Source organism: Bradyrhizobium sp. STM 3557, from assembly GCF_045571465.1.
Taxonomy (GTDB): Bacteria; Pseudomonadota; Alphaproteobacteria; order Rhizobiales; family Xanthobacteraceae; genus Bradyrhizobium.
Genome location: NZ_CP120697.1, coordinates 5,152,801 through 5,173,979 on the forward strand (window position 1 = coordinate 5,152,801; position 21,179 = coordinate 5,173,979).

Here is a 21,179-nt window from a genome sequence, read left to right on the forward strand (position 1 = left end):
GCGTTCCTAGAAGAACAACGCGAGCAAGCCGAATATGGTGACGTAGAGACAGAACTCCGCCAATGATGGCTTACTGAAAGCCGCCTCGAACCCCATTCTCGATAGCACCGGTCGCAGCAGGAGGAAGAGCAGAAGCGCTGTCACGGCATAGGCGACGATGGGAGCGATCAGCAAACCGCCGACGATGAAATCGCGGTGAGCAGGATTCATGGACGCTCTGTTCCAATACACCTGAACATTGCCCTTGACGGCCGGAAGGCGATGCTTGCGGCCAACAGCGAAGCGCAGGAAGAAGCCGCGGTCATGTTAAGATCCGTTGCCGCTTTCCTCAGCGATTCCGCTGCGGACAAGATCATGTCGGCGTTTCCCACGGCCAATGCGGCTCGCGCGGTGCGCACCTGCTCGAACAGAGGTCCGGGGACGAGATTGTTCAATTCGGCACAGCATCGCCTCAACGCCGCGGCTTGATCGAAACAACGCACTGCTTCGTCGGCCGCCCAAATATCGCGTGGAGAGCGCGCGCTTGCCGTCAGGATCTGCTCGACCAGCGTGGCATCGCGAAATGCGGCCTCTTCAGGCTCCAGATGGGGCCTGGTATGAAGATTGCGGCCACGGAGATCCAAGCGGAATTCGCTTAAGAGGATTCGAAGCCGACGCTCATTCGAAACAGGTGGAACGAGGAGTTGGGCCAGGAATACCAAGATCGCTGAAAGACAAACGAAAAGGCACTTGGTCGCGAAAGCCTGTGGATCGTATGTTTGCGGGTTGGTCGGGGCCAGCACGATGAGCGTGAATACCAATGCAAGGCGGCCGTACGACGGAAGCGTTCCGCTCGGCAGTGAAATCAAAAGTGCGAGTCCAATGACGGCGGGGGCGAGTCCGATTGCCAGCAATGGGAACTCGGATACTCCGTCGAGAACGTTGTATTCCAGGAATCCAGCGAGCAGACATGCCGTCGGCAACGCCATGATCGTCAGCCGCCCGAACACGCGTGGGTCTGGCGCCGTCACGCTCAAGGCAATGACGACAGCCGCAAGCGACAGACACAATTCCGTCGCCGGCCACCCGCCCAGCACGAGGACGAGCGCGACGAGCAGGAACTGAACCGCCGCTCTGATGCCCGTTTCGGCCGCGAGCCGGCGCGATCGATAGATGGGAGCGCGCAATCGCCGAAGAGGCAGCGTACTGGCCTTCAGTGCGTCGAGGTCGCGATGAACTTCCCTCCTTCTGTTTGATATCTCCCTCTTCAACCAATCGGAGGTCTCGGCGATTCGCGCCGACATGTTCTTGTCCTCGGTATCAATGGACAAAACCGCCCTCGCCGCCGCGGTCGTGCCGGTCAGTGCGCACGCCAGTGACAATTCGGTGACAATGCCCGCCATCGCGGATAGCGCGGCCGCGCTCCTTGCATTCCCGCTGCTCGCCTCGGTCGCCAGGCTGGCGACCTCCGCACGCAGGGACGAGATGTTCGAGAAAAGGCCGGTCAGGATCGGTAAGGATCTCGGGTGGCCCTGGGCGACGCCGTCCACGTAATCGATCACCTGACACTGCAGCCCAAGAAGACGAGCGGCTAATATCGGATGGTAGTCCGGTGCCCCCATGATCTCATTGACGAAGGCCGACGCCAGGACACCGATCGTTATCTCGGCGCCACGCGAAATGCACGTCGAGAAGACCTGCAGCGGACTGTCGATTTGGTCGATGGTGATCAGCGCGACAGTAATGCCGGAGAGCGAGGCCGCATAGGCGCGATTGCCGTCGAGGATGGTGGCAGCGTAGGCGCAGACTGCCAGCCATACCCCGAACACAATCACCAGAAGACTACCTGTCTGGGAAAAGAGACCGGCGATGACGATCGATGCCATCACGCCGATAGCCGTTGCGAGTAGCCGAAAGCCGGCTTTCTCAATCGTTTGACCTCGCGTGGGAAACGCCAGGACTGCTACGGTCACTGCGGCCGTGGACGGAGAATCCAGTTCGAGCCAGAAGCAGAGATAGAGCGCGAGGAGGCAAGCCAACCAGACCCGGATCGCGAACATCCAGGACCCCCAGGAAAGGCCGAGGAGGACTGGAGGAAACGTTTCGGCGGCGGCCCCGGTATCGTTCATTCGCGTATTGCTCATCCGCAGCTGAAACAGCACAGCTTTCTGATGGACGGGAGTGAGCTCTACTATCAGATGTTCGGTTCGGGCGGTTTTTCCAATCCGTTGACTTCATTGCGAGAATGCACGGCCGATTGCCCGCGCAAGCCATGCCGACGCATTAGATATCTATGGCTCGCTCATTGAAAGGACGGTCCAAATAGGGCCGGCTCTATCGCCCCTTCACCACGAATTTTGTTGCCCCCTGCTTCCGGTCCAGGTGCGTACAGCCGGGCTCCACCCGTGCCGGAACATCATGCATCCCTCGGGCTTTCCATCTTGCGGATCATATGGCACGCCCGCTCTTAATGGATGAGGTATGAGCCGAACGTCGACATTGCCGAAACGCCTGCAACCGATGCTCGCGACATTGACAGATGCGCCCTTCGACGATCCCGGTTGGGTCTTCGAGGACAAGTACGACGGCTTCCGCATGATTACCGAAATCGAGCGCGGCAAAGTCACGCTCTACAGCCGCAACGGCAAAATCATCAACCACAGCTACAGCGAGGTCGTCAAGGCGCTCGAAGGTGTCAAGAGCGATGCCGTGATCGACGGCGAACTCGTCGCGATCGGAAAGGATGGCGTCTCGCATTTTCAGCTGCTCCAGAACGCGCTGCGGCACGAGGCGAAGCTTCTGTACTGCGTTTTCGATCTTATGTTCGAGAACGGAGCGGACTTGCGGAAGCAGCCTCTCCTTGAGCGCAAGAAACGGCTCAAAGCCATCTTGCCGCGCGACAAGCTGATTGCGTTCAGCCGTCACCGCAACGCGAATGGTATGACGTTCTTCGCGGAAGCCGAGCGAAAGGGGCTGGAAGGCATCATGGCCAAGCGCGCCGACAGCGTGTACGCGTCGGGCAGCAGGAGTCCGGATTGGCTTAAGATCAAGGCGGCGAAGCGGCAGGAAGTGGTGATCGCCGGATTCACGGCTCCTAAGCGTACCCGGCCATTCTTCGGTGCTCTTGTTCTCGCGGTGAGAGAAAACGACGCGTGGCGCTACATCGGCCATGTCGGGACCGGCTTCAGCCACCAGACGCTAGCAGAATTGCACGCCAAGCTCGTGAAGTTGAGAGCCGCAAAATCGCCCTTCCCCGCCAAGGTGAAGGACGAAGGCGCGACCACGTGGGTCAAGCCTTCGCTGGTGGCAGAGGTGAGGTTCGCCGAGTGGACGAGCAAGGGTGAATTGCGCCAGCCGGTCTATCTCGGCCTGCGGTCCGACAAGAAAGCCAGGGACGTCGTCCGGGAAAAGGCATCATCGCGAAAATGATACCGCGGCGCGCCGAACTGCAATTCAGCCGGCAGCGCGCTCGGATGCCGAAGGCCACGGCGGCAGGGGCGGCAACCCGAGAGCCTTGCGTACGGGTCCGAACGACCGCCGATGGGCTGCGCATGCGCCTAGCCTGGCGAGCGCCTCATAGTGCGCCGGCACCGGGTAGCCCTTGTGATCGGCAAAGCCGTAGCCGGGGTGACGCACGTCGAGTGCCCGCATCACCGTGTCGCGCTCGACCTTGGCGAGGATGGAGGCGGCGGCGATGCTGGCGGATTTGGCGTCGCCTTTGATGATGGCCTGCTGAGGGATGTCGACTCCCTTCAACCGCTTCGCATCGATCAGCAGGTGCTGCGGCGTCGCCCCCAGCCCCTGGACTGCACGTTGCATGGCCTGGATGCCTGCCCAATAAATGTTGATCGCGTCGATCTCCTCCACCTCGACAAGCGCTACACTCCAACTCTCGGCCTTTTCCTTGATCTCCTTTGCGAGTTCTTCGCGAGCCGCGGCGTCGAGCTTTTTGGAGTCGTCAATTCCGATGATCCGCGTGCCAGGTTTCAGGATCACGGCGGCAGCTGCGACCGGCCCGGCGAGCGGGCTCATTCCGGCCTCGTCCACGCCTGCCACGGCATGATGGCCGCTTTCCCAGAGTGGCGTCTCGAAGCGGAGCATTTTGCGAAGGCGCTGCCCTTCGGACCTGTTTTCAAAACGGCGTTTATCGATTGAAGCCAAAATGGCACGCGCTCCCGCGCGGCTGTCGGCGCGTAAGACTTGCTCGACACTCGCCTCGAGGGGTCTTTTCTCGACGAGATAGCGCTGACGAAGCACGTCGAGTGAATATCGGGTCATATAACGGGCTCTATGCCTAAGACTAGCTTGGCTGCGCGTGTCGGTGAACTTTGTGGCGATTATCTGAAGTTTCGCTGTCTGCCTTCATCTAAGGCGCAGCGGCCCCTTTTTCGAAGGAACTGCGACCATTTTCTGAGGGTCCGGACATTCCGCTCCGTCCCTCCAATGTCTGCACCAGAACTGCTCATCCGCCTCCGGCCACCCCCCTTCGCCTAAAGACGGAATGGCCTCGCGTTCCGACCGTTCATCCCGAAGGAAAGGCGAAAATCGGATGCCAAACAGAGCGCAGGAAATTTTCCAACCGCAGTTCCGTTTCGGGCTCGGCGGAGTGTCGCTGGGGAACGAGTTTAACAAACATACCGACAAGGAAGCGGACGCCACGCTCGCGGCGGCCTGGGAAATCGGCGTCCGCTACTTCGACGTCGCGCCATGGTACGGGTTCGGCCTGGCCGAGCGGCGTTTCGGCCGACTTCTGCACGGAAAGAAGCGGAGCGAATATCTGCTGTCCTCCAAGGTCGGCAAGCTCTTCAAGGCGTCAAAGAACAACCGCCACGCGGAGATCTACCCGCTGTCGGATTCTCCGAATGACATCGTCTACGACTACACCGCCGACGGCGTGCGGCGCTCGATCGAGGACAGCCTGCAGCGCCTCGGCGTCGACAGCCTCGATATCGCCTTCGTGCACGACATCTCGCCGGACTTCGCATTCTTTCCGAACGGCTGGGAGGAGCAGTACGAAATATCGCGCAAAGGCGCCTTCCCCGCGCTTTCGAAAATGCGCGATGAGGGCATCGTCCGCGCCTGGGGCATCGGCGTGAACACGCTCCTGCCGATCCTGAAGGTTATGGAAGACGCGGATCCGGACGTCTGCCTTTGCGCACGGCAATACTCCCTCATCGACCATGCCAGCGCGGTGAACGAACTCTTTCCCGCGGTCCGCAAGAAAGGCATCTCCCTGGTTATCGGCTCATCGCTCAACGCGGGCTTCATCTCGGGCAGTCCGCGCTACAACTACGGCAAGGAGAACTTCAAGATTCCCGCCGAGGCGATCGAGAAACGCGCCAGGCTTCAGCAGGTCGCCGACCGCCACGGCGTCGACCTGCGGATCGCGGCGCTGCAGTTCTCCGCCGCCGCCGAGGTCGCCGTCGCGCTGGTGGTCGGCGCCCGCAGCGAACGTGGCGGCCCGAAGCCGCGGGCTGAGCTTCTCGCCTGTGCGCGAGGGCGATAGCTGATGCGCGCACGCTGGAGCTGTGATTCCATCCTTGATGATGATCACAACCGATTCGCTCCCCGATGACGTCGCGACGCTGAAGGCGCTGGTGCTCGCCGGCCAGGCGGCCCATCTTGTGGCGGAAGCCAAGGCGCGCAATCTCGAAGCCGAAGTGCGAGCTCGAACGCTCCTGATCGAGCAGATGAAGTTCACGATCGCCAAGCTCAAGCATGAGCAGTATGGACAATTCTCCGAGCACTCCTCGGTGCTCGAACAGCTCGAGCTCGAACTCGCCGACCTCGAGGAGGATGCATCGGAGGCCGAAGCCGAGGCGCATCTGGCAGCCGAGCGGGCCAAAGCCGCCAAGGTCGACGTGCGGCCGTTCGAGCGTCGGCGTCCGGCACGCCGGCCGCTGCCCGAGCACCTGCCGCGCGAGCGCGTCGTGCATCCCGCGCCGGCCAATTGCCCGTGCTGCGGTGGCGACAGGCTGCGCAAGATCGGCGAAGACGTGACGGTGACGCTGGAGCTCGTGCCACGGCAGTGGAAGGTTATCCAGCATGTGCGCGAGAAGTTCTCCTGCCGGGCCTGCGAGGCGATCAGCCAGCCGCCGGCGCCGTTCCATGCCATCGCGCCTGGCCGCGCCGGGCCGCGTTTGCTGGCGCATGTCCTGGTCGCCAAATACGGACTGCATCTGCCGCTCAATCGGCAGAGCATGACCTACGACCATGAAGGTATCGCGCTCGACGTCTCGACGCTCGCCGATTGGTCGGCGCTGCAGCTGCGACCTTGAAGCCTCTCGTTGATGTGCTACAGGCCCACGTCTTCGCAGCCGAACGCCTCCATGCCGACGATACGACGGTGCCGGTGCTGGCCAAGGGCAAGACGCGCACCGACCGCCTGTGGACCTATGTGCGCGACGATCGCCCCTTCGCCGGGCATGCGCCGCCGGCGGCTATGTTCTTCTACTCGCCTGACCGCTCCGTCACACATCCAGAAGCGCATCTTAAGGGCTATGCCGGACTGATGCAGGCGGACGCCTATGCCGGCTTCAACCGACTCTACGAGGCTTCGCGCAAGCCGGACCCGATCATCGAGGTCGGCTGCTGGGGGCATGCGTGGCGCAAGTTCTTCGAGCTCGCGCGGCTGAAGAAGGCGCCGATCGCGATCGAAGCCGTCGAAAAGATCGACACGCTGTTTGCGATCGAGCGGGAGATCAACGGCGTGCGGCACAGCAACGTGCCGCCATGCGCAACGAGCGCAGCCGCCCGCTGGTCGAAGAGCTCCATGCCTTCCTGCGCGAGCGTCGCGCCAAGCTCTCCGGCAAGAGCGAGACCGCCAAGGCAATCGAGTACAGCCTCAAGCGCTGGGAGGTGTTCACCCGCTTCCTCGACGACGGCCGGCTCTGCATGTCCAACAATGCCGCCGAACGCGAGCTGCGCACTGTGGCCGTCGGCCGCAAGAACTGGACCTTCGCCGGCTCCGACGAAGGTGGCCGCCGGGCTGCGGCCATCTACACCCTGATCCAGACCGCCAAGCTCAACAATATCGATCCGCAAGCCTGGCTCGCCGACGTGCTCACCAGGTTGCCAGATCATCCGGCCAGCAAGATCGCCGAACTGCTTCCATGGAACTGGAAACGCCCTGATGTCTCCGCTGCAGCCTGATCGTTCAGGTCAGGCTGCTACTTGACACAAGCTGGCTGACCAGGGGCCTTCGCCGGATGCGTACAAAGCCCCTGACCTGCCCCTGAGAATTTCCTCCAGGAGGAGTTAGAGTCCGGCCTGACGAGGACGGACAGATGAAGCGAGCACGGTTCACGGAAGAGCAGATCATCGCGGTGCTGAAGGAGCACGAGGCCGGCGCCAAGACGGCCGATCTGGCTCGGAAGCATGGGATCTCGGAAGCGACGTTTTACAACTGGAAGGCTAAATACGGCGGCATGGACGTCTCCGAGGCCAAGCGGCTGAAGGCGCTGGAGGAGGAGAACACGAAGCTGAAGAAGCTTCTGGCCGAGCAGATGCTTGATGCGGCGGCGCTCCGTGAGTTGTTGTCAAAAAAATGGTAGGGCCCGCCGCCAAGCGCGCCGGCGTCGCGCACCTGAAGGCCAAGATGGGCCTGTCGGAACGGCGGGCCTGTTCGATCGTGGGAGCGGACCGGACGATGATCCGCTACTGCTCTTGCCGGCCACCGGATACTGAGCTTCGTGCCCGGCTGCGTGAGCTTGCCAATGAACGCCGCCGGTTCGGCTATCGGCGACTGTTCATTTTGCTGCGGCGGGAAGGCGAGCCATCGGGGATCAACCGTGTCCACCGGCTCTATCGGGAAGAAGGGCTCGCCGTGCGTAAGCGTCGGACCCGTCGCAAGGCAGTTGGCGTCCGGGTGCCGATCCTTCTGGAAACGAGGCCGAACGCGCGCTGGTCCCTGGACTTCGTCTACGACCAGTTCGCCAACGGTCGGCGCTTCCGTGTCCTCAACATTGTCGACGACGTCACCAAGGAATGCCTGGGTGCGATCCCGGACACGTCGATCTCCGGACGGCGGGTGGCCCGGGAATTGACGGCGATCATCGCGCGGCGTGGCAAGCCGGGCTCGATTGTTTCCGACAACGGCACCGAGTTCACCTGCAACGCCATGCTGGCCTGGTGCAAAGAAACCAGCATCGACTGGCACTTCATTGCGCCGGGTAAGCCGATCCAGAACGCCTTCGTCGAGAGCTTCAACGGACGCATGCGCGATGAGTTCTTGAACGAGACGCTGTTCTTCGACCTCAATGATGCCAGGACCAAGATCGCGGCATGGATCGCCGACTACAATGGCGATCGCCCGCACTCGTCGCTGAGATACCTCACGCCGGCGGCCTACGCCGCCACATTCACCGCAACGGACGATCGGCTGCGCAATCCCGGCCAGCTCCGCCGATCGCCCGTTGCTCCACCCGCGCCAATCGGCGTACAAAACCCTGAGACTCTAACTGCTACTGGATGAAAGTTCGGTGGCAGGTCAGTCGCACTCAAAAACCAATAGAGGCATGCAACGGGCCAGAGTACGCTTTGCGCCTTGCAAGACGTCCAGTTCGGCACCTTCAACGTCGATCTTGATGGCGGAGACCCGTTCCATTTCGGAAAAATAGTCGTCCAGCGAGACCGTCGCGGTACTAATTGCTCTAGACGCTCCGATCGGTTTTAGAAGCGACCCGGCGGGCTGATGCCCGTCCGGAATAAAAAATTCGCGCTGTTCCGTCGAGGAGTAGACGGCCGATCTCTCAACCGTGACGTTCTTCAGTGAAAACTTGCGGCAGAGCCGGGAGAGACCTTCCGCAAGCTCAGGCTGTGGCTCGAAGGCAATTACTCTACCCGGATGGGCCCATCTCGCCAGCCAATACAGAAAGCTTCCTTTGTTCGCGCCGATATCACAGACGACATCACCCGGATGAATATGACGCCGCAGTTCGGAAAGTTCGGTTCGATGGTCTCTCAACCGGGAACGCAACACACGTACCAGGAACCTTGACGCTTCACGCTTAGCCATTACACCCGTCGTCCTGAACCAAGTAGTTTGAGCAAAAACCATACAACTCGATCGCGAGCAAGCCTACGGCCGACGGAACGCCGCTTGTATCCGGATTACAGTCGTAGAGAACATGATTAGTCCGCCGTAGACCACTGGATGTCTTCAATCTACGATCGAGCGGCCTCGGGTCCCGGCCAGAAAGCGATTGGCGGCATGTGATTGCCCAAGAGGGGAGACTCGAAGCCTCCCCTCCCCTATCTCTTCAGGTCTGCGGATCAGAAGCCATAGTTCACTCCGACACGGGCGATGTCGAAGCTCGGCTTGATATCGACGCGAGTCGCAATCACGCCGGTCAACCCGGCCGGCGATTGAAGCGAGCCGGTCAAATTATAGGCGTTCGTGCCGAAGCCCATGTGCAGATACTCGCCCTTTATAGACCAACCCGTCCCCAGGGCATATTCGAGACCGCCACCAACCACGTAGCCCACCAGGACGGCGCTCTCAGAAGCGCTCATGGAGCCCAGCGGTCCCAGGGTTGGCGGGAAAATGCTGGTGACGATACTGCCCGTAGCATTCGCGCTCAGCTTGGTTTCAGCCAATGCGACACCACCGGTTGTGTAGAGCAACGCCGGCCCAAAGGCATAACCCACTCGGCCACGGAAGGTCGCATACCAATCGGTGCTGATGGAAGCGCTGCCGCTGAAATTGCCGCCGATGAAGGTGGGAACGGCAATAGCCGAGTTGCCGGTGCTGGTCTTTGAATCGAGATACTGCCAATCAGCCTCGATGCCGAGCACCGTCTGTGCGATCTGCCAGTTGTAGCCAGCCTGGATGCCCGCGGTGACCCCGTTGCCGTTGCCGGATACAGCGTTGAAGCCGTAGGGAGCCGAGCTGCCATTCGCGGTCACGATCGTCCCGGTGGCGTTCGAAGCGCCGTAGCTGCCCCAGCCATAACCAATGTTGCCGCCAATATAGAAGCCCGTCCAGCGGCCCACCGGCAGGGCGATAGCCGGAGCCTTCGTTGACATACGGACCGGCGCCAGATCGCCAGCAGGCGCCAAGACATTGGTCTCACCTGCCGCCGGTGCGTTGACTGGCAGCGCATTGGCCCCTGAGCTCTTCGCCACGGCGGGCGTGAACGCGCCCCGTGGCTGCACGTGCGCCAAGCGACGTCTGTAGTCGCGATTTTCGCTTTCAAGCGTGGCTATCCGCGCCTCCAGCGCCGCGAGTTTCTCCAGGACGCCAGTCGTGTCCGCTTCAGCCGCGACAGCGGCCTTGCCACAGATCAAACCGACCGAACATACAGTTGCCGCCAAAAACAGTCTTCGCCCCATAATAGAATTCCCTGAGCACCGAGTACCTGCGTGGGGGACCTTAAACATTGGAAATTGCCTGTGGCAATCTTAACGTGCACTCTACGGGCAGAAGTCCACATCACAAGCAACAGTAGCAAGCGCCATTACACACGATCACCTTCGTTTGCGGGCTTCATGGTAAGTCCTTTCTAATGTAAAGCCCCACAGCGGCGCTTGACGCGCTTCGCAAGCGGCGCTCAAGCCCTTCAAAGTCGCTGCACACTCTTGGAAGAACCGCAGCCGCTTGCGGTCGTGGGGGAGCCAAAACCCGAGAGTGAAGCGTTGATGGCCTTTGTGCCCACTCCCGCTCCAGAACCGTGCCAAGCACGCCTCCCTGCAACGCGTCACGGCAAGATCGAGCCAGCACTCTTAAGCCTCAATCTCTTACGCGAGGACATGGCGAGGCCTGCCTTCGTCCCATTTTTTCATGTTACCTGGCTTTTGGATGTCCAAGGCCGCAGGCCTGTTTAGGCATGCGCCGAAGGCGCATCGCCTCGGCGGAAAACGGCACCCGCAGGAGCGTGAGCATAGCGACGCCGAAGGCGGCACGCGGGACCGAGTGCAGCGACGAGACCGGTCAAGAGGGCACCCGGGAACGGGGCAGTGATAGCAAGGCGGGTACACGTCATGATGGCGAGCCCCTTTCCCGAGTGCCCCCGGCGAGGAGATCCACAGTCCTCTTGCGCGAGGGATCGACGCCGATGGCCGAGACGCAGCGCGGCTCGGTTCACGAGAGCCCGATGCGGCGGAAGCCGCACGCGTGCAAGCGAAAGAAGCCGCCAGTGACAGATCTAGATTCCTCGCGCATTCATCTGCACGTGATAGATCCGGATCTGAAGCATGGGAAAACGCCCCTTTAGTTCTTCTCCGCCTGCCCTGGCGCCGTCTCTGGTTGCAAATTCGGCTTTGAGTCGGCCGTCCACCTCAAGCGCATAACCAGACGTCGGCAGTTCACGGATGGCTGCAACCATTTCGTTTTCCATTATTCAGTGAGCTGGTTGGGAATATTGGGGTAGCATCAGTCGTCCACACCGGGCCAAGCTCACCTGCCCAAGCCGGTTATCGGCCATCGCACGTTGTGGATTGACGCCTCGCAATGGATCGCATCAAGGATGGGCATTTGCATCGTCCGAACAGGCGGAGGGGTTTCCGTTTGCACGGATGCATACCCGATAGCGCCACGGCTCGACGTAGCTGCCCTTCCAGAGCCCCTCGCGGCTGCGCTCGGCTTCGCGCTGAGCTTCGCGATATCTGCCCTTCGAGTATTGAGGCCAATCCAGAGCCAGACCGTTGCGCACAAGCCATTCCCCAAGATCTGTGCCCGCTACCGAACAGGTCGCGACCGTGCGGCCATACCGGTCGAGGTTGAGAGGAACACAGTTGACGGGGCGCCGGCCAATGTAAGCGTCCAATTCATTCGCAGCCTGCGAACCACAGCGGTATTGCAAACTATCCTCACCGCGACATAGCTGAGTGCTTTCTGGAGCATCCACACCCCACAGCCGGATTCGCATTCCATGAATCTCCAGCGTATCGCCATCGATCACGCTGGCCTGACCCACAAAGCCGTCGGCCAGAGCCGCGTTGGCTAACAGCAGGAGCGTCAACATAAGGACTCGGCGTTTGCTCATCGGGATTGGTATCAGCCAGGACCATAGATTGCTGAGGTTTGATTTCGGCCAACTATCAACTGGTTTCGATGCCAGCGGATTCTGGCTGCTCGGGATGATGAAACTCCTTGCCGCGCAGCCGGCGCCCGTGCTCGCAGATGTCGCGGACCTCCAGAGCCACCGGATACGGCCGCTTGAAGCGCCAGCGCGGCCCTCCCCCGGACAGGAGCTTGGCGCGGCAGCAGGAATTAAGCGCTGGCTCGGTCCAGTCAATCGCTGCCTGCCGCCGTTCCTCGTTCAGTTAATACGACACCGTCGATGGAAAGACGGTGCCGGCCTGGTTCGCTGCCGGCGACGACCGCCCGGTGCTGGCCTTTGGAGGCCTGTGCCGCATTGGACCCGGTGCGCGGGGGTGGCCTTGAGCATTCCCCGGTGCACGGGACTCTCTCTTCGGAACGAATCACTCGCGAATGACTCGAATCGCTTGTTTGCGTGGAGTCCTTTTCCAGTGGCGTTTCAACGGCGTAAGTTCGCAACGACCGGCATCAAATTACCTTACCCAAGCTTCATTGCGCCCGCCCTCGCTACCTTGGTCGAGCGGGTGCCATCGGGAGAGCGCTGGATTCACGAGATCAAGTTCGACGGCTACCGCGTGCAAGTTCATCTGCACAACGGCGAGATCAAGATCTTCACCCGCCGCGGTCACGATTGGACGCACCGCTTTCGCAAGATCGCCCACGACGCAATGGACATCAACGCGAGCTCAGCGATTATCGACGGTGAGGTCGTGGTGCCGCAAGCAAACGGTGCGACCGACTTCTCGGTGCTCCAGAACGAGCTGAAAGGCCGCTCCGACAAGATCGTGCTCGTCGCCTTTGACCTGATTTATCTCAAAGGCCGGGACCTGCGTCAGCTGCCCCTGTTCGAGCGCAAGGCGCTTCTCGAAAAGCTGATCGCCAACACCCCCGTCCAGTTCAGCGAGAGCTTCGCGATCGACGGGCGTGAGATGTTCGCTCATGCCTGCAAGGTCGGGCTCGAGGGCGTCGTCTCGAAGGTCCATGACAGCCTCTATCCGACCGGCCGAACGAGCGACTGGGTGAAGAAGACCTGCGCGCAACGCGAGACCCTGCCGATCGCCGGCTTCGCCCTCGCCGGCAATAAGTGGGACGGCATCTATGTCGGCCGCTACAAAGGCACCGACCTGATCTATGCCGGCAAGGTCGACCATGGCTTCGATCGCGCCTCTGCCGATGAGCTGCGCCAGCAGCTCACGCCGCTGATCCGCAAAACCCAGCCTTACGCGAAGCGCATCGCCCATCGCGGCATTTGGGTCGAACCAGAATTATCAGCAGAAATCGAATATCGCACCAAATCCAGCGACGGAAAGGTGCGGCACCCGTTCTACAAGGGGCTGAGGGAGGACATCTGATGCCCGCGCACGATCCTCTCAGGAGCGTCGCAGATCTGAGGACGACGCTCGACCGCGGCGAATCGGCAGTCACGCCGATGCCGAAGAACGAACGCGAACCGGAGCTTCCGCTCATGGAGCCTAACGAACGCCCGCAAGATCCGTGGCTCGACGGACGCGATATGCGCTTCGAGGGCTACCGCGTGAAGATACTGGAGCAAGGTGGCGAGTACCCGGACACGATGCCACAAGCGATCGAGGTGACGGACGCAGAAGGGCACAAGGCTCTCTACGTTCCACTCTCGAAGGACGGCAAGGTGGTGCGCAGCGCCGGCATTCTTGACATGCTGAAGCGAAGCCAAAGCAGCGATCACGGGAAGTAGCCCTACCTTCGCGTGCGGCTCTCAGACAGGCTTCCCGACCGCATAGCTGCACTCTGGACAGGTGATCGCCTCATTGCGGGGCAGGAAGCAGGCGCGATCAGCCGGGCACGTCGCGTCCGCATAATCACCAGATCGGGCCCACATCGTTATGGACGTCGGCACCTCGCCGGCATGCACGACACCGCCGCAACTCGGCCCCATGCCTGACCGCCGTTGATCTTCTGTGGTCGGCGCGATCCTCCGTGCGCAGTGACACCACTTGGGCGTGGATTGGGGGATGGAAGCAGGGCTTCTTGGCCGGACCGCTTATGGCCTTCCGGTGGTGCGCGTTAGCCATGATGGCTTACCTCATGCTCACCCGAAATGGGCTCTCAATCGTGAACGCATCTGCCCTGATCCCTTTCTCGATGCGCGCCCAGGTCACCGGCGCTGCTATGGGAAAGCCTTCGCGGGCCCGGGGCGAATAGGTACCGATGGCGGTCGTGCCGCGTCCGTTGCGCAAATAGTCGAGAAAGATCCGGCCGCGGCGCCTGGCTTGCGCTGAAAGGATGTAGCGGTCGGGATCGCGCCCCGCGAAGTCGGAGACCAGCCCCCGCGCGATGCGATGCGCCTCATCGTGCAGCATCGGTTCATCAAGGGGCGCCATCAGATGGATGCCCTTGCCGCCGGTCAGCTTCGGCCAGGTTTCGAAGCCTTCGCGCTTCATCAGCATACGGAGCTCAAGCGCCGTGTCGACGACCGCCTCCCACGCCACGCCCTCTCCAGGATCGAGGTCGATGACGATGCGGTCGGCGCGCTCGATGTCCGCGACGGTCGAATTCCAGGGATGCAATTCGACAACTCCGATCTGGACGAGGCCGAGGAGCCCATCAAGGCTGTCGACCCACAGGCGCGTGCCGTGGCCGCCCTCACGCTTTTGAATGCGGAGCTGGTGCACTGCCTGCGGAATGTCGCCTGGAAGCGGTCCCTTGTGATAGAAGGTGGTACCGTGCACGCACCGCACAAGCTTGAGCGGACGATGGCCCAGATATGGAAGAGCCTTCTTCCAGGCTCGTTGCCAGTAGTCCGCAAGCTCTTCCTTTGAGGGCACGACGGCCTCGGGGAGCAGTTGCAGGATGTTTGCCCGGGGCACGCCCGGCTTCAGCCGCCCGGCCCGCGACGGCACCAGCCGAGGCGCCCTCACCTTTTGCATCTTGAGATCGTCTCGGAGCCCTTTGAACACGGCTTCGCGGAGCAAGCCGTCGTCGGTGAGCGCACCGTATTCAACCTCGGCAGCCACGGTCGGTTCGACCCAGGTGGCCTTTGGCTTCTTGATCTGGACGTCGAGCGGCGATGTTCGCCGGATCAGCGGATCCAGCCGCTCGCGCAATTCACGGGCGGCCTCTTCAGTGTAGCCGGTGCGGACCTTACCTGCGTAGAGCAGCTTCCCGTTCTCACGCCGGCCGACGTAGAGGGATGCGATCTTGCGCGGATGCGCGCCCAGTTTCTCGACGAAGGCGACGATGGGAAAGGTTTCGCTCTTCTTGCATTTGAGCTTGATCCAGGTCTCCTGCCGCCCCGAACGGTAGGGTTCGCCGAGCCGCTTGGCGATCAGGCCTTCCAGACCCAGCTTGCACCCTTGCTCGAAGATCTCATCTCCATCGGCGTCAAGCGCTTCGACGTAGATGAAGGTCTCGGGTGCATCCTTCAGAAGACGCTGTAGCAAACGCTTGCGATCCTCGTACGCCGCCCCACGCAGGTCATAGCCGTCGAGATACAAGAGATCGAACGCGTGGTAGCGCACACGCTCGCTGCGCCTCCGGCCGAGCTCGCGCCTGAGCTGCTGAAAGTCCGGCAGACCGGAACTGCCGTACACCACAGCCTCCCCGTCGATGATCGCGCTGTTTGCTTTGAGCATGCGAGCGCTTGCTGCGATCGAAGAAAACTGTTCAGTCCAGTCTAGCCCGGTGCGCGAATAGACATTCACGTCGCCGTCGCTCATGTGGAGCTGCGCCCTGTAGCCGTCAGCCTTGATCTCGTAGACCCATCCCTTGCCGCGCGGCGGATTCTCGCGGAGCGTGGGGTCACACGGCTCGATGTAACCTGGAATAGCAGCTTTGCGGACGCCGCCGACGCGCGAGATTCCTGAACGAGGCTGACGCAAAGCAACTGCACACATGCGGATTCAACACCGAGCCGCTGAATCGTTCCTCGCGAGGAGCCAGCAGAGGCTGCTCCTTTCGCGTCACGAACGCTCCCGCTGCACGTGCGCCTTCATCCAATCTAGGATCGCAGACGCAGAGGTGAGAAGCCCAGGCTTGAAACATGGCCGCGAAAAAGCAGCGTGCTGAGAATCATGGAGGCGACTAATCGAGGGGGCTCTTACCGGAAGGTCGCGGCTGCGAGCTGCGGCGCCACTCCGGGCGGCAATCTGCCGGCAGGAATGCCGCGAGCGCCGATAGCTCGTGACCGGGGACATCCGATGCCTGCAAAGGCGCAGCAGGACCGCGTTGGTAGAGCAAGAAAGAAGCCGCCGGCGACGCCCCGGCGGCTTGAATAGTTCCTGACTGTTGAGTGCCTCCCCCAGCCCAAGCGTACCGCCGTTACCTTGTTTGCGGCCATGCGTGTCCGCGTCTACCGAATAGGATCCGATTCGCCTATCGGCTGGCCAAGTATTGCGCCAACACCCTAAAGCGGCGGGAGAGCTTGGAAGGGAGGGCGCGGCATCAGCACGCGCGCGCAATCGCCGGCGGCCACCTGCCCGCCGGCTCTGACCACGCCCAGCACTCCGCATCTGAACGCAGGGCCTGTTTTCCCTGTCGAGAGAACGTGTCGTTTCAGCCCGGCCCGGAAGCGATCGATGAGCACGCAGGGTGTTCGCAGCCCGGTCAGCTCGACGACGGCAGTGGGCCCCAGCTGGATCAAGGTCCCGAGCGGCATCCGCTCGAGATCCAGTGCCCTCGTCGTGATGTTTTCGCCGAGCTCTCCCGCCCGCACTTCGTGGCCGCAACTCCGCAACCTGTCGAGAAGCTCAGACGGTATCAGGTGGACCTGACGCAGATTGGGCAAGCGAGGCTGTCTTCGGACGAGATACTTGTGTTGAACGTATGCGCCAGCGTGCGCGTCGCCTTCCACGCCATGCCCTTCAACCAACAGAATCTCGCGCTGCGGCGCCTTGCTGAACCGGTGGCTCGGATCTGCGGACACGCCCACCACCATGCCTTCCGGAGAGAGGTCCTGCATCTTGCTCAGGCCGCCCGCCCGAATGACTGCCGGCGCTGGCGAAGGTAGCGCCTGATGTCCGCCAGCGACATCGCGTTTAAGACCCTGCTTGCCGGCACCCCTCCTTTCCGTGCCATCTCGACGCCCCAGTGCATGTGGTCGAGCTCTGCGATCGAGTGCGCGTCCGGATTGATGCTCATCATGCACCCGAATTCGAGCGCCGCCTGATGCCAGCGCCAGTCGAGGTCTAGCCGCCAGGGGTGCGCGTTGATCTCGACCGCGACGTCATGCCTGGCGCAGGCGCGCAGCACCTCCTCGATGTCAACCTCGTATCCCGGGCGGCGCTGAAGCTGCCGCCCCGTCATATGGCCGACCATCGTGGTGTATGGGTTTGCGATAGCCCGCAGCAGGCGTTCGGTCTGCGCCCTCCTGTCCAGCTTGAACCGACCATGGATGCTGGCGACCACGAAATCGAAGCTCTCCAGCACATCGTCCGGATAGTCCAGCGAGCCGTCGGCCAGGATGTCGGACTCGATGCCCTTCAGGATGTGGAAGTCCGTCCCGTACTTCCTGTTGAGCCGGTCCGCCTCGCGATGCTGGGCTTTGATCTGCTCGAGCGAGAGTCCGCCGGCATAGTGGGCCGATTTCGAATGATCGGCCACCCCGAAATACTGGAAGCCGCGCTTACGCGTAGCCTGCGCCATCCTCTCGAGCGTCTCGGTACCATCTGAGGCGTCGGTGTGACAATGCATGATACCGTGCAGGTCCTGATCTGTGACCAGCTTCGGCAACTTGCCATTCAGCGCTCGTTCGATCTCGCCGCGTCCCTCCCGAAGCTCCGGTTCGATGAACGGAAGGCCGAGCGCGTCGTAAATGTCCTGTTCCTTGGCCGCGACGAGCCGCCTGCCTTTCCGCAGCCCGTTTGCATCGAGCTTCATGCCTTGCTGCTCGGCGAGAGCGCTGAGCTGCTCGACGTGCTCGGCCGAGCCCGTCGCGTGTAGCAGTGTCGCGCCGAAATGCTTGCGATCGGTGAGGTGCACCCTGAGCCCACCGGAATCCACGTCGGCTGGCCGCTGCTCCGCCCTCGGCGCTTCTGCGACGAGAGCAAGGTCGGCGACGAGTTCGCACCCCCGCCGGAAATCACCGGCGAAGGTGATGTGCTTCAGGTCGGGCCGAGCCTTCTGGAGCGATACCTTGGCATGTTCAAGCAGGGCGGCGGCGCGGTGCAGATGAACCCTGCCTTCGCCACTCTTCGCGAGCGCGAGGTTCTGCAGGATTTTGGCCTGGAGCGCTGCGCCAAGCCCTTTGGCTTTCTTGATGCGGTCTTGCTTGGCAGCGGTTTCCAATTCGGCAAGGGACGAGATATCCAGATCCTTATAAAGCCGAAGCACCTTCTCGGGCCGCAGGCCCGGCACCGTGAGCAGCTCGAGAACGCCCGCGGGAAACTCCTTGCGCAGCTTCTCCAGGCTGGGGTGGGTACCGGTCCGATAGAGCTTGGTGATGATTTCGGCGATCGCATCCCCGACGCCGGGAATTTCGGTGAGGCGGCCCTCCTCGATCAGCACGGGAAGCGGAACCGCAAGGGCCGCGAGACTGTCCGCGGCGCGCGAATATGCCTTGGCGCGGTAAGGATTGCCTCCGCGCAGAGCAGTCCGCTGCGCGTATTCTCGCAAGAGTTTCACCACCATTTGGCAGTCAGCGGCCGCCACTTAACTCGTCTCCACCTTTTCTCTCGAAACGCCATGCCTCTTCGATGTTGCGGGCGCCACGCCGCTGGATGCTATCCGCGATTGGCGCCCCAGATTGTCACTCGAGCGAGTTCTCGAGCTTCTTCGCTGCCCGGAAGTCGTCCAAGTGATGCATATTCGGGCCGTATGCGGCCTCCTTGGTGAGCATGTGGTACATTCGCCCGACCAGGATCTGCAAACGCTTCATCCTTCCACGAGGCATCGCCCGAGCCTTGCACAGAGCTCGGACTGCGTAGGCCCGGAAATAGTCAACGGCGTCCGACATCAAAACTCAACGTCCCGCCCGAGAATTGGTTCTGATCCTGCGCCTATCCGCAGCACGGCCGAACCTGATTGTTGAAGAATGATCGCGAGAGTTGTCTGCAAGGGCGGGCGGTGATGTCCGGCGGCTGATCCGGATCCGCCATCGTGTGTTCCGTCGTGGAGGACCAGCCGCCCCTCAACTCCGGTACCTTGCCGCCACTGACCAAGATTGGACAATTTCGCCGTGCACGCGGAGCGGCTCCCGGAGGCCAAAGCGCATCTCCAGCAGATCGGCACACTTATTCGCTACGGAGCGCGGGGGCGCCCGACGGCCGGTCCGGAACGCTCTTGGAGTTGGCCGGTTAGCGTCAGCACCGGGTCTTCACGGCGGGCCTAACATGTTCTTTTTCTTTTCGAACCGCCTCGGCTGCCTCGGGTCGCTGCTGATCTCCGCCCTCGTCACGATCGCGCTACTCTTCATTTTCGGAATCCTGCGCTTCTGAAACGAAAACGTCAGCAGTGCGCACGGTCGAGATGCTCCTTGCTCGCAACGACAATGAGAGCCGGCCGTTCGACACCGAGAAGCGTCTCGAATATCTCCGCCTCGGACCCGAGCCATGTATATGCCAGCGCCTGGCGCCAACATCGCCGTTGACGCCGATCGCGACTGCCGCGGAACGATGCGGCCATTCCGCCGCGGGCCCATCCCGTGCATCGTCGTGACCATGCCGGCAACGGCACCGCCTTTGGAGGACAGCGCGTCAGTTTGCCATGCCTTCTTCCATGGCTCTCTAAGCGCTGCAAAACGCACGCAGGAGCGTACATAAGCCGCTGCGGGTAGGCGCCACCACCAGGAAAGTCCGGGACCTCGATGAGGCGATGTCCCGTTCCGGCGGGCAAGGCGACCACGTCGCCAGCGTTCAGGCTCAGGACGCGGCCCTTTACTCCGCCGCATTCGAGCTTGGCGTTGCCCCGGGCCACGCCCACCACCTCATGCACCTGCGAGTGGTAATGGACGAAGTCATAGATGGTATCGCGCCAGGAACGCGCCCAGCCATTGCAGTCGAACAGCGTATCAATCACGGTGACTGGGTCGAATGACGTCCTGCCAAGCAAAACCGCACCAGGGTAAAGCAGCAGCGGGAAACGGGGATTGTTAGGCACAATGCCATCATCGGCGAAGCGGATGGACAGCGGCTTTCGTCGGATGGTGAGCTGACCTGGCGTCTCCGGGTCGGGGCGCTTCTCGACCAGCTTTCTTGGCGTAATCTGATCCGTGAGCACCATGCGGTCGGTCCGTAACAGCATGTTCCAACAGCTCAAAAGGCCAAGGTTTCTTCGAAGGAACCAGCTCGGTCAGGTCTTCGTTGGCTGACGAACGATACCTCCGCCCCATGGAAGAGTGCGGGATCCGAGGAGAACGACACCCGTGCTGGTCGCCGGGGCAGGACGGGAAACGGGAAGCAACATAGCCATGTGCAACAGATTCCGGGGTCTCAGAGACTGGAGGGACCTGCCGTCGATGTTCGCTGCGCACCGACTGAATTTCGAACATAACCCAAACGTTGCGCCCACTGAGCGGGTGCCCGCGTTTCTTGCTGAACGGGACCAACCTCTAGGCGCCAGGCTCGCTCGGTTCGGCATCGATCTGGCGGCGAGCGCGGGCAAGAAGCGCCCGCCTTTGCTGAACGCGCGTACTGACAGCCTGCGGCGCGGCTCTTTCAAGACGATGCTGGCCAACCGCCGCTGCATCATACCTGCAGAAGGCTTTTATGAGTGGCGGGAAGAGGATGGAAAGAAGCAGCCGTACTACTTTGCGCGCAAGGACCGCAAACCCATTATGTTTGCCGGCATTTGGGACTACTCGGACGTGAAGGGCGAGACTGTGCCGTCGTTTGCGATCTTGACGGATGAGCCTAATGACCTGGTCGCGCCTTACCATGATCGCATGCCGGTGGTTCTCGATAGACCGCAGGAGTGGCTCGAGCTCAATAGCGCGCTGGACGATATAAGCCCGCTTGGACCGGGAGCCTTTGAGGTGCGGCCAGTCAATCGAGCGGTGAATAATCCCGGGGAAAAAGATATCGATAAGATCGAGGCAGCTCAGCAAGAGGACAATGTGTCGAAATCGAGCAGGCCCGGGAGGCGCAGTTCGCGGCCGGCTTAGCCGCTGCCCTGGGGATGCTGGAGCACGACCTCGGTGCTCGGTCGAGATTGCAGCAATGGCGACCGACCGGCACACCCGCCAATCTAA

16 protein-coding genes and 2 pseudogenes are annotated in these 21,179 nt (G+C 61.7%); 7 read left to right on the forward strand and 11 right to left on the reverse strand.

What is annotated here, in order from left to right:
- Nucleotides 1-6 precede the first annotated feature (6 nt).
- Entirely contained in the window at nt 7-210 is a 204-nt protein-coding gene (locus P6U24_RS23670) for a DUF1656 domain-containing protein (protein WP_407154899.1), read from the reverse strand.
- Nucleotides 207-2,108: an FUSC family protein gene (locus P6U24_RS23675; protein ID WP_407154900.1), complete on the reverse strand. Its 1,902-nt coding sequence runs from the start codon at nt 2,106-2,108 to the stop codon at nt 207-209. Before P6U24_RS23675 ends, P6U24_RS23670 begins: the two co-directional genes overlap by 4 nt.
- Nucleotides 2,109-2,460: 352 nt before the next feature.
- On the opposite strand from P6U24_RS23675, the gene ligD (P6U24_RS23680) reads away from it, so the two are divergent.
- Nucleotides 2,461-3,408 carry a non-homologous end-joining DNA ligase gene (ligD, locus tag P6U24_RS23680; RefSeq protein WP_407154901.1) on the forward strand — a complete coding sequence of 316 codons (948 nt, stop codon included), beginning with the start codon at nt 2,461-2,463 and terminating at the stop codon, nt 3,406-3,408.
- A gap of 24 nt (nt 3,409-3,432) precedes the next feature.
- Here ligD (P6U24_RS23680) and P6U24_RS23685 read toward each other — a convergent pair whose 3' ends face one another.
- Nucleotides 3,433-4,257 (reverse strand): ribonuclease HII, encoded by an 825-nt coding sequence (locus P6U24_RS23685; RefSeq protein ID WP_407154902.1) that lies wholly within the window; start codon nt 4,255-4,257, stop codon nt 3,433-3,435.
- 271 nt (nt 4,258-4,528) lie between these two features.
- On the opposite strand from P6U24_RS23685, the gene P6U24_RS23690 reads away from it, so the two are divergent.
- The 3 genes and pseudogenes from P6U24_RS23690 (at nt 4,529) to P6U24_RS23700 (ending at nt 8,452) form a co-directional block, all read left to right on the forward strand.
- Nucleotides 4,529-5,485, forward strand: coding sequence for an aldo/keto reductase (locus P6U24_RS23690; RefSeq protein WP_407154903.1), 957 nt, complete (start codon nt 4,529-4,531; stop codon nt 5,483-5,485).
- 37 nt (nt 5,486-5,522) lie between these two features.
- Nucleotides 5,523-7,131 (forward strand): annotated as a pseudogene (gene tnpC / locus P6U24_RS23695) (IS66 family transposase).
- Nucleotides 7,132-7,265: 134 nt separating this feature from the next.
- Nucleotides 7,266-8,452, forward strand: a protein-coding gene (locus tag P6U24_RS23700; protein ID WP_407154797.1) for an IS3 family transposase whose coding sequence is annotated in 2 segments (ribosomal slippage) — nt 7,266-7,518 and nt 7,518-8,452 — 1,188 coding nt in all. Because the reading frame shifts where the segments join, the coding sequence is not laid out codon by codon here.
- Nucleotides 8,453-8,470: 18 nt separating this feature from the next.
- Here the strand turns inward: P6U24_RS23700 and P6U24_RS23705 are convergent.
- The 4 genes and pseudogenes from P6U24_RS23705 to P6U24_RS23720 all read right to left on the reverse strand — a co-directional run.
- Nucleotides 8,471-8,995, reverse strand: a pseudogene (locus P6U24_RS23705) (FkbM family methyltransferase); the annotation flags it as partial.
- Nucleotides 8,996-9,252: 257 nt separating this feature from the next.
- Complete coding sequence (locus tag P6U24_RS23710; protein ID WP_407154904.1) at nt 9,253-10,311, reverse strand: outer membrane protein; 1,059 nt, start codon at nt 10,309-10,311, stop codon at nt 9,253-9,255.
- Between the two features lie 812 nt (nt 10,312-11,123).
- Nucleotides 11,124-11,303 carry a hypothetical protein gene (locus tag P6U24_RS23715; protein WP_407154905.1) on the reverse strand — a complete coding sequence of 60 codons (180 nt, stop codon included), beginning with the start codon at nt 11,301-11,303 and terminating at the stop codon, nt 11,124-11,126.
- A 135-nt stretch (nt 11,304-11,438) separates the two neighbouring features.
- Entirely contained in the window at nt 11,439-11,942 is a 504-nt protein-coding gene (locus P6U24_RS23720; RefSeq protein WP_407154906.1) for a thermonuclease family protein, read from the reverse strand.
- Nucleotides 11,943-12,450: 508 nt separating this feature from the next.
- Here P6U24_RS23720 and ligD (P6U24_RS23725) point away from each other — a divergent pair.
- The gene (gene ligD / locus P6U24_RS23725) at nt 12,451-13,371 is read left to right on the forward strand and encodes a non-homologous end-joining DNA ligase (protein ID WP_407160562.1); all 921 of its coding nucleotides are present in this window, start codon (nt 12,451-12,453) and stop codon (nt 13,369-13,371) included.
- Entirely contained in the window at nt 13,371-13,733 is a 363-nt protein-coding gene (locus tag P6U24_RS23730; RefSeq protein ID WP_407154907.1) for a hypothetical protein, read from the forward strand. Before ligD (P6U24_RS23725) ends, P6U24_RS23730 begins: the two co-directional genes overlap by 1 nt.
- Nucleotides 13,734-14,076: 343 nt before the next feature.
- Here the strand turns inward: P6U24_RS23730 and ligD (P6U24_RS23735) are convergent, their stop codons facing one another.
- From ligD (P6U24_RS23735) to P6U24_RS23750, 4 genes are all read right to left on the reverse strand, one after another.
- Complete coding sequence (gene ligD / locus P6U24_RS23735) at nt 14,077-15,891, reverse strand: DNA ligase D (protein ID WP_407154908.1); 1,815 nt, start codon at nt 15,889-15,891, stop codon at nt 14,077-14,079.
- Nucleotides 15,892-16,400: 509 nt separating this feature from the next.
- The gene (locus P6U24_RS23740; RefSeq protein WP_407154909.1) at nt 16,401-16,955 is read right to left on the reverse strand and encodes an MOSC domain-containing protein; all 555 of its coding nucleotides are present in this window, start codon (nt 16,953-16,955) and stop codon (nt 16,401-16,403) included.
- A 5-nt stretch (nt 16,956-16,960) separates the two neighbouring features.
- Complete coding sequence (locus P6U24_RS23745; protein WP_407160563.1) at nt 16,961-18,622, reverse strand: PHP domain-containing protein; 1,662 nt, start codon at nt 18,620-18,622, stop codon at nt 16,961-16,963.
- Between the two features lie 816 nt (nt 18,623-19,438).
- The gene (locus tag P6U24_RS23750) at nt 19,439-20,212 is read right to left on the reverse strand and encodes a cupin (protein WP_407154910.1); all 774 of its coding nucleotides are present in this window, start codon (nt 20,210-20,212) and stop codon (nt 19,439-19,441) included.
- Nucleotides 20,213-20,447: 235 nt separating this feature from the next.
- On the opposite strand from P6U24_RS23750, the gene P6U24_RS23755 reads away from it, so the two are divergent.
- Nucleotides 20,448-21,092 (forward strand): SOS response-associated peptidase, encoded by a 645-nt coding sequence (locus tag P6U24_RS23755; protein ID WP_407154911.1) that lies wholly within the window; start codon nt 20,448-20,450, stop codon nt 21,090-21,092.
- The last annotated feature ends 87 nt before the right edge of the window (nt 21,093-21,179 follow it).